The 13,885-nt window shown below is 44.0% G+C and carries 9 protein-coding genes; 7 read left to right on the top strand and 2 right to left on the bottom strand.

The window, feature by feature from the left end; all coding sequences use genetic code 11:
- The first annotated feature begins 7 nt into the window (after positions 1 to 7).
- From uvrA to HX021_RS16935, 5 genes are all read left to right on the top strand, one after another.
- Positions 8 to 2,812, top strand: coding sequence for an excinuclease ABC subunit UvrA (uvrA, locus tag HX021_RS16955; RefSeq protein WP_286591698.1), 2,805 nt, complete (start codon positions 8 to 10; stop codon positions 2,810 to 2,812).
- 158 nt (positions 2,813 to 2,970) lie between these two features.
- The gene (gene pafA / locus HX021_RS16950) at positions 2,971 to 4,614 is read left to right on the top strand and encodes an alkaline phosphatase PafA (protein WP_286591697.1); all 1,644 of its coding nucleotides are present in this window, start codon (positions 2,971 to 2,973) and stop codon (positions 4,612 to 4,614) included.
- A gap of 256 nt (positions 4,615 to 4,870) precedes the next feature.
- Positions 4,871 to 5,320, top strand: coding sequence for an RrF2 family transcriptional regulator (locus tag HX021_RS16945; RefSeq protein WP_286591696.1), 450 nt, complete (start codon positions 4,871 to 4,873; stop codon positions 5,318 to 5,320).
- Positions 5,321 to 5,540: 220 nt separating this feature from the next.
- Positions 5,541 to 8,324: an outer membrane beta-barrel protein gene (locus HX021_RS16940; protein ID WP_286591695.1), complete on the top strand. Its 2,784-nt coding sequence runs from the start codon at positions 5,541 to 5,543 to the stop codon at positions 8,322 to 8,324.
- The gene (locus HX021_RS16935; RefSeq protein WP_286591694.1) at positions 8,321 to 9,124 is read left to right on the top strand and encodes a GLPGLI family protein; all 804 of its coding nucleotides are present in this window, start codon (positions 8,321 to 8,323) and stop codon (positions 9,122 to 9,124) included. Before HX021_RS16940 ends, HX021_RS16935 begins: the two co-directional genes overlap by 4 nt.
- 55 nt (positions 9,125 to 9,179) lie before the next feature.
- Here HX021_RS16935 and metG read toward each other — a convergent pair whose 3' ends face one another.
- A complete protein-coding gene (gene metG, locus HX021_RS16930; protein WP_286591693.1) occupies positions 9,180 to 11,249 on the bottom strand; it encodes a methionine--tRNA ligase in 2,070 nt (689 codons plus the stop codon).
- A gap of 284 nt (positions 11,250 to 11,533) precedes the next feature.
- On the opposite strand from metG, the gene HX021_RS16925 reads away from it, so the two are divergent.
- A complete protein-coding gene (locus tag HX021_RS16925; RefSeq protein ID WP_286591691.1) occupies positions 11,534 to 12,436 on the top strand; it encodes a S66 peptidase family protein in 903 nt (300 codons plus the stop codon).
- Positions 12,437 to 12,461: 25 nt separating this feature from the next.
- Here HX021_RS16925 and HX021_RS16920 read toward each other — a convergent pair whose 3' ends face one another.
- Positions 12,462 to 13,292 (bottom strand): universal stress protein, encoded by an 831-nt coding sequence (locus tag HX021_RS16920; protein ID WP_286591690.1) that lies wholly within the window; start codon positions 13,290 to 13,292, stop codon positions 12,462 to 12,464.
- A gap of 156 nt (positions 13,293 to 13,448) precedes the next feature.
- On the opposite strand from HX021_RS16920, the gene HX021_RS16915 reads away from it, so the two are divergent.
- Positions 13,449 to 13,856 carry a DoxX family protein gene (locus tag HX021_RS16915; protein ID WP_286591689.1) on the top strand — a complete coding sequence of 136 codons (408 nt, stop codon included), beginning with the start codon at positions 13,449 to 13,451 and terminating at the stop codon, positions 13,854 to 13,856.
- The last annotated feature ends 29 nt before the right edge of the window (positions 13,857 to 13,885 follow it).

Below are 13,885 nucleotides of genomic sequence, written 5' to 3'. Positions count from 1 at the left end.
GATCATTATGCGTAAAAAAGTGGAGCATACACCAAAAGAATATATTCAGATAAAAGGGGCAAGGGTCAATAACTTAAAAAATATTGACGTGGACATCCCCAAAAATAAATTGGTTGTTATTACCGGTATGTCCGGGTCAGGGAAGTCTTCCTTGGCTTTTGACACGCTGTATGCGGAAGGGCAGCGGCGTTATGTGGAGAGCCTGTCGTCCTATGCCAGACAGTTTATGGGCCGGATGAATAAACCTGAAGTGGATTATATCAAAGGCATTGCCCCGGCGATTGCCATTGAACAGCGGGTCATTACCAGCAATCCGCGTTCTACAGTAGGGACATCCACCGAGATTTACGATTATCTCAAATTGCTTTACGCCCGCATTGGGAAGACCATCTCCCCCGTGTCGGGCAGGGAGGTGACCAAAGATAGTGTAAGTTCTGTCGTCGATTTTGCCATCCAGCTTGGTGCCGGAAAGTCGGTGACGCTGCTGTCCCCGCTGATCCCTTCACATGGGCGTAAATTAAAGGAAGAGCTGTCGCTATTACTGCAGAAAGGATTTGTCCGTGTAGTGTATCAGGGGCAGATGCAGAAAATCGAACAGATTATTGACGACAAGGGCATTGAAAATGCGCCCGTTCAAGACGGTGAGATTCTGATTGTTGTGGACCGTATACGGATAGAAGAAGAGGATGAGGATACGGTCAACCGCTTATCAGATTCCATTCAAACTGGATTTTTTGAAGGAAAAGGCGAGTTATATGTGGAAGAAAATGGTGAAAGACATCACTTCTCCCATAAATTTGAGCTCGATGGAATCACTTTTGAGGAGCCTACGCCCAACTTTTTTAGCTTCAACAATCCTTATGGGGCCTGCCGCCGATGCGAGGGCTACGGGAAAATCATCGGTATAGATCCCGACCTTGTTATTCCGGATAAGAGCCGCTCCGTATATGATGGTGCTATTGCACCTTGGCGGGGGGAAAAGATGGGTGAATGGCTTCAGGTGCTGGTCAAAAACTCTTTAAAGTTTGATTTTCCGATACACCGGGCCTATGCTGATCTGACTCCACAGCAGAAGGAACTGCTCTGGACAGGAAACAGTTATTTTTCAGGGCTAAATCAATTTTTTGAGGAGCTTGAAGAACAGACCTATAAAATTCAATACCGGGTGATGCTGTCACGTTATCGGGGTAAAACCGATTGTCCGGACTGTCGGGGCACACGGCTTCGTAAAGATGCTACCTATGTCAAAGTGGGCGGCAGATCGATCACCGATATTGTCCTGATGCCTTTGGAAGAAGCACTGGAGTTTTTTAAAACCTTACCGCTGGCCGGTAATGAGCAGGTCATCGCCAAGCGCCTTTTGGCCGAAATCAATAACCGCCTGCAGTTTCTCTGCGATGTCGGGCTCAGCTATCTGACCCTGAACCGGCTGTCCAATACGCTTTCGGGGGGCGAATCCCAACGGATCAATTTAGCAACTTCCCTCGGCAGTTCCCTGGTCGGATCTATTTATGTGCTGGATGAACCGAGTATCGGATTGCATCCACGGGACACCCAGCGCCTGATTTCAGTACTCAAGTCGCTCCGCGATGTGGGCAATACCGTGGTGGTGGTGGAGCATGAACAGGAGATGATGGAAGCGGCGGATTACCTGATTGATATCGGACCTGAGGCCGGAATCAACGGTGGTGAGATGGTATTTGCGGGCACATACGACGAGATCCTGAAAGATGATGAAAGCCTAACAGGCCAATATCTGAGTGGGAAAAGCCGGATTGAAATCCCCAAAAAACGTCGGCCATGGTCCAATAGCATTACGGTCAAGGGTGCCCATGAGAATAACCTCCAAGGTATCGATGTCCAGTTCCCATTGCATACATTTACGGTCGTATCGGGTGTGTCGGGATCGGGTAAGACTTCCCTGGTGAAACGGATCCTTTATCCGGGACTGCAAAAAGCAATCGGCAATTATTCCGGTGAACAGACAGGGGTTTATGATGCTATTGAAGGTGATATTAACCAGGTTGAACAAATCGAGATGGTGGACCAGAATCCCATCGGGCGGTCGTCAAGATCTAATCCGGTCACCTATGTCAAGGCCTGGGATGAAATAAGGGCACTCTATGCAAATCAGGCTGCGGCAAAGGCTGCAGGATTAAAACCCGCAGCATTTTCTTTTAATGTGGAAGGTGGTCGATGTGATGTCTGTCAGGGGGAAGGCGAGGTTAAGATCGAGATGCAGTTTATGGCGGATATTGTTCTGCCATGTGAAGCCTGTGGAGGAAAGCGTTTTAAGCAGTTTGTCCTGGATGTGCAGTATAAGGGTAAGTCTGTGGCCGATGTTTTGGAGCTGAGTGTGGATGAGGCCATCGTTTTTTTTGATGACCAGCCCAAAATACTGGCCAAATTACAGCCTTTGCAGGATGTTGGTCTGGGCTATGTTAAATTAGGACAGTCTTCCAGTACGCTTTCAGGTGGTGAGGCGCAACGGATCAAACTAGCTTCCTTTTTGATCAAGGGCAATAACAGTAAGAAAACACTGTTTATCTTTGATGAGCCTACGACGGGCCTGCATTTTCAGGATATAAAAAAATTGCTCAAATCTTTTGATGCCCTCATTTCACTGGGTAATAGTATCCTGGTGATTGAGCATAATATGGACATGATCAAGTCGGCAGACTGGGTTATTGATATTGGCCCTGAAGGCGGAAACAAAGGGGGACAATTGGTTTTTGCGGGACTTCCCGAGGAGCTTGTGAATTGTAAAGATTCTTATACAGGACAATATTTAAAAGCTCATTTAACGGATTAAATCCTACTTTAGCATACGTTATTAAGCGATAGATTCGTATTCCGGATACTGCGGGTAACAACGAAGATTAAAGAGCAAGGAATGAAAGATCATGTTAGTAAACCAAAGGTTTGCACAACTAAAATCTAAATACTAATTACTCAATACTAAATACTATTATGATTAAAAGATTTTTCTTAAGTGTTGTCCTCGGCATGGCCGTATTTTCTGCCATGGCACAGCAACCGGAAAGACCTAAATTGGTTGTCGGTCTGATGGTCGATCAGATGCGCTGGGATTATTTGTACCGTTTTGCGGATCGGTATGGAAACGATGGTTTCAAACGGTTGCTCAAAGAGGGGTTCTCCTGCGAGAATACCTTGATCAATTATATTCCGACCTATACTGCCATTGGTCACAGTTCGGTGTATACAGGGTCTGTACCTTCCATACATGGTATTGCGGGCAATGACTGGATTGAGGAGCAGACCGGAAAGAACATGTACTGTACCCAAGATGATTATGTGGTCGGTGTTGGGACAACAGCCAAAGAAGGGCAGCAATCTCCACGCAATCTACTGGCTTCGACAGTGACTGACCAATTGAAATTGGCCTCAAACTTTAAGTCCAAAGTCATCGGTATCGCGATTAAGGATAGAGGCGGCATTTTGCCTGCGGGACATTTTGCCGATGCAGCATACTGGTTTGAAGCAAAATCCGGCGATTGGATCACCTCCAATTTTTATATGGACCAATTGCCAAAATGGCTGGTTGATTTCAATAAGAAAAAATTGGCGGATAAATACCTAAAAGGTGACTGGAAGCCAATGTATGATGTCAGTACCTATGCTGCCAATAGCATTGCCGATGATAATAGCTATGAAGGAAAATATCCTGGTGAGGATAAGCCTACATTACCTCGTGCAACATCCAAGTTGATGAAAGATGAGGGCTACGAATTGATCAAGACAACGCCAATGGGGAATCAACTGACGTTAGACCTGGCCATGGAAGCGATCAAGCATGAACAGATGGGAAATAATCCGACCAAAAATACAGATTTTCTGTGTGTGAGCCTTTCGGCAACAGATTATGTGGGGCACCGTTATTCGCTGACAGCCGTGGAGATCGAAGATATTTACCTGCAATTGGATAAACAGCTGGCAGATTTTTTTAGCTACCTGGACAATACGGTGGGCAAAGGGAATTATACATTCTTCTTGACAGCAGATCATGGCGCTTCCTATAACTCCAGGTTTTATATGGATATGAGGGGTAATGGCGGCTATTTCTACTCGCGTCAGATCATCTCCGATCTGAATAAAAAATTGAAAGCGGATTTTGGTCAGGAAAAGATTGTCAAGAGCTTAATGAACTATCAAGTGCACCTGAACAATCAGATGATCGATTCATTACAATTGGACAGGGATAAGATCAAAGCGACGATCATCCGCGAATTGCGTCATACGGAGGGGGTTGCTTATGTGGCCGACATGGAAAAAGGGGAAAGCCTGATGATTCCACAACCCATCCGTGAGAAAATGATCAATGGATATAATTTTAAGCGCAGCGGGGTTATTCAGATTGTCTGCGAGCCACAATGGTATGATGGTACACCGCGTTCTACAGGAACCACGCATGGTACCTGGTCGGGATATGACTCCCATATTCCATTGGTATTTATGGGCTGGGGCATTAAGCCAGGTGTGTCCAACACCGAGGTACATATTGTTGACATTGCTCCGACAATCTCATCCTTATTGCATATTACGGAGCCAAACGGCAGTATCGGTAAACCCATTACTGAAGTTTTGGGACAGTAAGCTTACGATCGCCTTGGATACAAAACCCTCAGCACTATTGTCGCCTCTAATCCTGGGTGGATAGTGCTGAGGGTTCTTGCTGTCTATAGGTTTGCTGTCTCCATGGGCTTCACAGGAGGGGCAATTGGGCACTGGGTTGCAGGGGTAAATAGGCCTTAATGTATCCTGGGGAACGGCAAAGCGGCCGAATTCAGGCGGGTTTTATTCTATTGAATAAAAAACGTAAATTTGCAATTTAACAGGGGGTAAACAAATTATGCTTTCCAAAAAGACAAAATATGCTATAAAAGCACTTATGGTGCTTGGTCGTAATTATGGGAATGAGCCTATGCAAATCGTCAAGATTGCACAGGAAGAAAATATTCCAAAGAAATTTCTGGAACAGATCCTCCTTGAAATGCGGAATGCGGGCATTCTTTACAGCAAGAAGGGCGCCGGTGGCGGCTATAGCCTCAATAAGGCTCCAGAAGATGTCTTCTTATCACAGGTCATGCGTCTCATTGACGGACCTATCGCGCTGCTACCCTGCGTCAGTTTAAATTTTTATCGTTCCTGTGAAGAATGTACGGAAGAACATGCCTGTGGTATCCGTGATACGTTTGTTGAAGTGAGAAATGCCATGCTGCAGATTTTGAACGATACGAGCATCGCGCATTTAATCAATAAAGAAAAAGAGTTGAACCTGAATGTGGATGAGACGAAATAAAATCTACTAGGGGATTTAAAAAAAGAGGTGTAACGGATCCGTTACACCTCTTTTTTTATTTCTTATATTTGCTGTTAGTTGCCCTTAATGATATTAAATACCCTGTTTTTTTTAATGTTTTTCTATATATTTTTTAATTACATAATTATTTAACATTATTTTACGAATTTTCCGTAGTAACATTGATATCTTTACTGCAACAATATATAAACGAAATTTTATGAGACTAGCCTATTCCTTTTTTTTGCTGCTCGTGCTTTCAGTCCTCGGCCCCCTTGCCCGTGCACAATATAAATTGACGGGTACTGTGACTGATGTTAAAGATCATGCAAAACTACATCAAGCTTCAGTGGCCCTCCTCAATCCCAAAGATTCTATCTTAATCAAGTTCGACCGGACAAAAGAAAATGGGCAGTTTCAGATCAGCAACCTGGATACGGGGACCTATAAGATGATTGTGTCGTATCCGCAATATGCCGATCTTGTCAAGGATGTGCAGGTTGAGGCGAGCGATCTTGATCTCGGGAGCATATCTTTAGCAAAGGCTGCATTACTGTTGGATGAAGTGCAGGTCAACGGGCGGATTCCGGTTGTGATCAAGGGGGATACGATAGAATATGATGCCGGAAGCTTTAAAGTGGAGAAAGATGCAAAAGTAGAGGATTTGCTAAAAGTCCTGCCGGGCATCACCATGGACGGATCGGGAAAGATTACGGCGCAGGGGAAAGAAGTAAAAAAGGTACTGTTGGATGGGGAAGAATTTTTTGGCGATGACCCCACCCTGATCACTAAAAACATCCGATCGGATATGGTCAGTAAAGTTCAGGTATATGAAAAGAAGTCAGACATGGCGGTACGCACAGGAGTGGATGATGGAGAAAGGACACAGACCATTGATATCAAGCTGAAGGAAGATAAGAAGAAGGGCATGTTTGGGCAGGCGGTCGCTGGTGCGGGTACCGACCAATACTATGGCGGAAAGGTGATGCTCAATAAATTTAAAGGCGCGCAGAAAATTGCGGCATTTGGTATTCTGGCCAATGATGGTATGGTCGGCTTGGGCTTTGAGGACAGCCAGAAGTATGGTGTGGGTGGAAGTAGCAATATCCAGATGATGGATGGCGGTGGTATTATGATCTCATCCAATGGTGATGATGCCGACGGGGGATGGGATGGTAAATATAATGGCGGCGGTGTGCCCAAGGCGATCAATATGGGGGCCAGCTATTCAGACAAATCGAAAGATGATAAGCATAAGATCAATGTAAATTATAAGCGTACCCAGATCGATGTAGCCAATACCAGTACATACAATGCGCAGAACAATCTGCCCGAGCGTGCCCAGATAGACAATAACATAACCCGGTCAGAGAATGAGACCAAAACCAATGTGGCCAACCTGCGCTATGATTACAAGTTGGATTCACTTTCGGACCTGACAGTCAATATGGGCTTCAGCAAATCCAATCGGGAAAATGCATCCAGTTCAGCTGCTGATCAGCGTACATTGGATGGCCAATTGATTACGCGTACAAACTCCAATACAGACCGCAATAGCGATCAGGACAAGTTTAATATCAATGCCATGCTGACCCGCCGTTTCAAGAAGGAACGCCGGTCCATCACCTTTAATGTCAATGCCAATACGGACCAGAACCGTTCCCGGACCAAGTACTTTTCAGAAAACTATTTTAACAATAGTGATAGCACTGCCCTGATTGACCAGTATAAAAATGATAAACTGGGCAATAATACGTACGGAGCTTCCCTGACCTATACAGAACCGCTATCCAAAAAGATAACGGGCTCCATCGGCTATTCATTCTCCAGCAACAGTGCCGAAACATTGAACCAGTCTTTTGACCGGGATCCTACCACGGGAGAATATACCGTACTGGACCAACGCATATTGAATGATTTTGATTTTTCCAGCCTGAAAAACGGGATCAATGCTTCCTTAAATTATAAATCCAGTAAACTAACGGTCAACCTGAGCAACCTCACGGAATTTGAGGATGTCAAAAGGACGTACAATAATCTGAACACAACTTTACAGCGAAACCAAACCTCCATAAGGCCGGCATTTTCACTGAACTATAAGATCTCCAAGAGCCGAAGTCTGGGCGTTTATTATAATGGGCGAACGATCCAGCCTTCGCTGACACAGATCGAGCCGCTCAAACAAAACGCCCAGCCGCTGGTGGAATATCTGGACAATCCGGATCTTAAAGCCGGTTTTAACAACTCGTATTCCATCAATTACAATGCTTATAAACAGCTGAAAGATCAAAACATCTATGTTTATTTGAGCGCAAACCAAGGCAAGAAAAATATCAATAGCAGCATACGCTACAACCTACAGGAAGGTACACAGCAGATTTCATTTGTCAACATCGACAAAGATAACTGGCGGATATATGGGGGTAGCGGATATAGCTTTGTCCTACAAAAGAAATGGGGACTAAAGATGAACCTAGGGATGGAAGGGCAATACAATAGTCAATACAGTTACCTGTCCTTGGTCAATGAAGAACCGCAGCTCAACCGCAACCAGACCTGGAATATCGCTCCAAATATCGGTTTTAATCGGTATAAAGCCAATAAGATGGACTTTTATGTATCCCTGAGACCGGGGGTTGAACAAATGAACTCTTATTTGCAGCCTGAGTTGAATCAGACCACATTTAAATTCAATTCCTATTCCCAATTCACCTATTATCTGCCGAAGGATTTCAAAATATCCCTTTCCATGCAACAAAATTATCAGGCGGCTACAAAGACCTTGCAGTCGATCAATGTGGTCAATATGAATGGCTATATTTCCAAGAAGTTCTTGAAGGACAAGTCTCTTGAGGCGCAATTATTCGTGAATGATATTTTAAATAAAAACAATGGTATATACCGCTACCAAAATGGGACCTCCTTTATACAGACGAGCAACGATGTGCTGCGTCGGTATGGGATGTTAAAAGTGATCTATAATTTTACAACAATGAACCGATGATGAAGATGCTAGATTTATTACGGCTGCTCCTGCTCATATTATTCGTATCCATAGGGCTGGTACACGCGCAGAACGCGTATTTTCCGAGCAGTGGAACAGTAACTTTCGAACGGAAGTTTCACGTCCAGAATTATTTGAAACGAAACTATCTCAATAAGCCTGATCTGGATACTTGGGAGAGGCTGAGTGTGGACAATGCCGTCAAAAATGGCCCTGTCGAAATGCTTACCCATCATACGTTGAAGTTCTATGATCGGGAAACCCTTTTTGAGACAATACAAGAAGACTATCCTGCCAATTACCGTAATGTCACCCGGTATAATCCTACTTTAACAGATTCGAAGACCTATATCAACTTTAAAGAGCAGGAATTCTTTAAATTATTGCCCTTTGGGGATGAGCAATTGCTGATGAAGGATTCCCTGCCTGCGGTGAAGTGGAAATATACGGATGAGTATCGTCATATTGCCGGTTATGATTGCCGGCGGGCGAATGGCATTATACAGGACTCCATCTATGTCGTCGCATTTTTTGCCGGACAGATCCCTATTTCAGGTGGCCCTGAATTGATCCATGGGCTTCCCGGATTGATTCTGGGCATATCGGTGCCCAGTCTGAATATCAATATGTTCGCGACAAAGGTTGAGATCACCAATACCCCGGTTTACAACGTGCTCACTAAAAAGAAAAAAGTCGTCCCGGAAAGTAAAACAGCCATCATCAAAAAACTGAAAGAGACCGTCTACGATTGGATGGAGGATAAGGATTTTAAGAAACGCCTGCAGAGTATATTGTTCTAAAAAAAATGCCTGTCCGGTAGGGCAGGCATTTTTCATATATTGTCCTGTGTGTCATTTAGCGTATGCTGCTGCCCACTTTGATTGTTGTATCAGGTTTGACAAAATCCAGGCGGCCATCTGCGTCTTCAGCCATCAGAATCATACCCTGTGAGGTAATACCTTTGATTTCGCGCGGTTCTAGATTCACTAAAATAGATACCTGGCGCCCGACAATTGCTTCGGGACTAAAAAACTCGGCAATACCAGATACAACTGTGCGTTTGTCGATCCCGGTATCGATGGTCAATTTGAGTAATTTCTTTGTTTTAGCCACCTTTTCTGCCTCCAAAATTGTACCCACACGGATATCCATCTTCACAAAGTCGTCAAAACTGATGTTGTCTTTTGCAGGCGCAACTTTTGCATTGTCAGCCAGGTTTTTCACTTTAGCTTCAGCCAGTTTATTGAGTTGGAATTCCACCTGTTCGTCAGTTATTTTTTCAAATAACAGCTGTACTTCGCCCAATTGATGGCCGTCTTCGATCAGCTTGTCTTTTCCGGCATCATCCCAGTTTGCTTGTGGGAAATTGAGCATTTCAAATAATTTGATGGCTGTCTTCGGTAAGAATGGCTGAGCCAGTACCGCGAGGTTAGCAACGATTTGAGCCGCTACATTTAAGATCGTTTTGACACGTTCTTCATCTGTTTTGATGATTTTCCAAGGTTCTTCATCCGCAAGGTATTTATTACCAAGACGTGCAACATGCATAAATTCGGCCAATGCTTCACGGAAACGGAACTGCTCCAAAGAAGATTTGATGGAAGCAGGATATGTTTTTAGTTCATCTAACACCGATTGGTCCACTGAGGTCAATGCTGATCCATTCAATACCTTCCCCTCAAAATATTTATGTGAAAGTACCATAACCCGGTTGACAAAGTTGCCCAAAATTGCGACGAGCTCATTGTTGATTCGGGCCTGGAAATCTTTCCAGGTAAATTCGGCATCAGAGGTTTCAGGTAATATGGATGTCAGGACGTAACGTAATTCATCCTGTTTGCCTGGGAATTCCTGTAGATATTCGTGTAACCAAACAGCGTGGTTTCTGGAGGTGGAAAGTTTATCTCCCTCAAGGTTAAGGAATTCATTGGCAGGAATATTCTCCGGTAAAACATAGCCGCCATGCGCATGAAGTATGGCAGGAAATATAATGCAATGGAATACGATATTATCTTTGCCGATAAAATGAATCAGGGTGGCATCATCGGCCGGATTTTCATGCGTTTTCCAATAATCTTCCCAGTTTTTACCGTGGTCAAGAGCCCATTGTTTTGTTGCTGAAATATAACCGATCGGCGCATCTAACCAGACATACAATTTCTTACCCTGTGCCTCGGCTAGCGGTACATCCACACCCCAATCCAGATCTCGGGTCATTGAACGTGGCTGTAGGCCGGATTTGAGCCAGGACTGACATTGCCCAAAAACATTGGATTTAAGGATATTTTTCTTGCCTTCGATCAACCATTTTTCCAGCCAGGGCTGGTATTTGTCCAAAGGTAGGTACCAGTGCTTCGTTTCCTTCAGTACCGGAGTTTTGCCACTCAGGGTGGATATCGGATTGATCAGGTCGGTCGGACTCAGTGAGGTTCCACATTTTTCACACTGATCGCCATAGGCACCCTCCGACTTACAGTTGGGGCAGGTCCCGGTGATATAGCGGTCGGCCAAAAACTGATGGAATTCTTCATCGTAATATTGTTCGGAAAATTTTTCCACAAACTCACCCTTGTTGAATAAGTTCAGGAAGAAGTCCTGCGACAGCTGATGGTGGATAGGTTCTGAAGTACGGTGGTAGATGTCAAAGGAAATACCAAACTCCTCAAAGCTTTCCTTAATCTGTTTGTTGTATTTATCGATGATCTGCTGCGGTGTGATGCCTTCTTTTTTCGCCCGGATGGTAATGGCGGCACCATGCTCATCCGAACCACAGACGTAAACCACATCTTTTTGATTCAAGCGTAAATAACGGACAAAAATATCTCCTGGGATATAGGCTCCCGCAAGGTGACCGATGTGTAAAGGTCCATTGGCATATGGCAATGCCGATGTAATCGTATAACGTTTTTTATCTAGAATACTCAATGCTTTAAAGTAAGTTAAAGTTAAGTGAAATAAAGAAACAAGTATCTTACCCGTTTCTTTGACAAAGATAATTCAATTTGCGGTATTAAACTAAGAGCCTGTTTAAATTTTATTGCTAGATGTTTTTATAATTTTAAACTGGCTCTAAGATAAATTTGCGTTATTTGTAGATACAAGTGGATCAGCACCAGTAAATTTTATGAAATCACTGAGCCTTTGAGCTCATGGATACAATTGAAAAATAAACAGGAATGAATCACCATTCCCATATAAATAATAAGGATATGTCTAAATTACCGGATTTTCTTCATGTAGGCGATAAAGTTGCGATTGTCTGTCCCGCTAGTTTTATTCGGGGAAATATCGATATCGGTATTAAAACCTTAACGAGCTGGGGCCTGGAGGTCGTGGTGGGAAACACAGTGGGGACTTCTTTTCATCAATTTGCGGGAGATGATGAGCTGCGTGCCGCAGATCTGCAATGGGCTTTGGATGATCCTTCCATTAAGGCTGTATTTGCAGCCAGGGGCGGCTATGGCTGTGTCCGGATCATTGATGCAATAGATTTCTCACAATTTGAGAAACATCCGAAATGGCTGGTCGGTTTTAGCGACATTACCGTATTGCATAGCCATATTCAACGAAATTTTAAGGTGCCTACCATTCACGGGCAGATGCCCAAATCTTTTGAATCGGGTACACCGGCATCACTGGAGACATTAAAGAATGCATTGTTTGGTGGAGCAGTTGACTTGGCGTACAAGCAATCTTTGTTTCCGAACCGTGCCGGGGAGGGCGAAGGAAAGCTAATCGGTGGAAATTTAGCGATCTTATTGTCTGTACTGGCTTCAGATTCCGATAGCAACTATAACAATAAAATCTTATTTATTGAGGATGTAGGGGAGGCTTACTATTCCGTTGACAGAATGCTGTGGGCTTTAAAACGGGCTGGTAAATTTAAAAAACTAAAGGGCTTGATCGTTGGAGGTTTTTCATCGATGAAAGACAATGACCCACCTTTTGGTCAGACTGTGGAAGAGATGGTATGGGACAAAGTGAAGGAATATGATTTTCCTGTTGCTTTTGGTTATCCAGCAGGGCATATCGATGACAATCATGCGCTGGTACTGGGCCGAAAGGTCAAGTTGACTACGACAGAAGATGGCGTTTCGCTGACTTACTTATAGATAAGCATGTCTTTTTAATAACCTGCTATCCACTATGCACCGGAATAACCATCATGGCAGCCTGGCTCTTCCAAGCCATTTTTTGAGCAATGCTGGTATTAAAAATTCGGCTCAGCAGCCCTTTGTCCCGATGGAAGGTCACCATCATATCGATATGATTTTCATTGATATATTGGTTTATCCCCACGGCAATATCTGTGGTTAGGATATAACTATAGATGGGATGGTAGCTTGCCAGGAGTTCTTTCATAATGGCGATCTCACTGTTGACGACTTTATTGGCAGGGTCCTCTTTGGTGACGTGCACGACATATACGTCGCTTTTGCGCAATACTTCTGCGGCATTGATCAGCAGACGATCCAGTTTCAGTCGTACCTCCTTTAGATTTGTTGCAATCAGCATCTTTTTGGGTATTCTGAATTCAGCTTTGGCAGGGACCACCAACAAGGGAGTATGACAGTTTTCGATAAGCTTTAAGGTATTGCTGCCCAAGAGCAGTTTCTTAAAGCCGCTCTTTCCTGCGGTTCCAACGACCACAATATCGATATCTTCTTCAGCGCAGGTCCGATTGACGCCATAGCTCAATTCATATTCTTCAAGGATAACCTTCCAGGCGATACCCTGTGGGAAAAGCTGCATGAGATCCTGTTGCCAGGTGTTCAGATCCTTTTGTTTTTCGTCCAATATTTCGGCGTTACTGATCACCACTGGTTCGGTACCTACCGTGGGCACAACTTCATAAGTATGATATAGAATGACTTTTTCTATACCCCACAATGGCGCCAACTGTGCGGCATACTTTGCTGCTGCATAAGCATTTTCAGAGAAATCCGTTAGTAAAAGTAGATTCTTCATAGCGATATCATAATTGGATCTATACCCCTTAAATTACATATTAACTCTTATAAATGCAATTTTTTTCTATTGAAAAACAAATCGCTGGCAATACAGATAATTTGATTAATTTAGAAAGGTCAATCATTAACATTTGGTAATTATAAATTTTCATTTATGGCGATTTGGAATTCATTAGGGAAATATAAGGATACAGGATTGTTGATCCTTCGGATTGGATTGGGCGTGATGATGATTATGCACGGTTTGCCCAAACTGCAGGGCGGGCCAGGGTTGTGGGAAGGTGTAGGAAAATCCATGGGAAATATAGGGATCCATTTTATACCTACTTTTTGGGGATTTATGGCTGCGGCCACGGAGACGGTCGGTGGGTTATTCCTGTTATTGGGCCTGTTTTTTAGACCTGCGGCACTGCTGCTTGCCTTTACCATGCTCATTGCCGGGCTGATGCACCTTTCCAAAGGGGATGGCGTATCTGGTGCCTCACATGCCATTGAGTTGTTTTTTGTATTTCTGGGGCTTGTCCTTGTCGGACCTGGAAAGCATTCTGTGGATAAGAAATAACTGGATGGAACTATTTCATCCTGATCGAC

The organism is Sphingobacterium sp. N143, from assembly GCF_030325625.1.
Lineage (GTDB): Bacteria > Bacteroidota > Bacteroidia > Sphingobacteriales > Sphingobacteriaceae > Sphingobacterium.
Note: the sequence above shows the minus strand (reverse complement) of the source record. Positions and strands in the feature narration are given on the sequence as shown.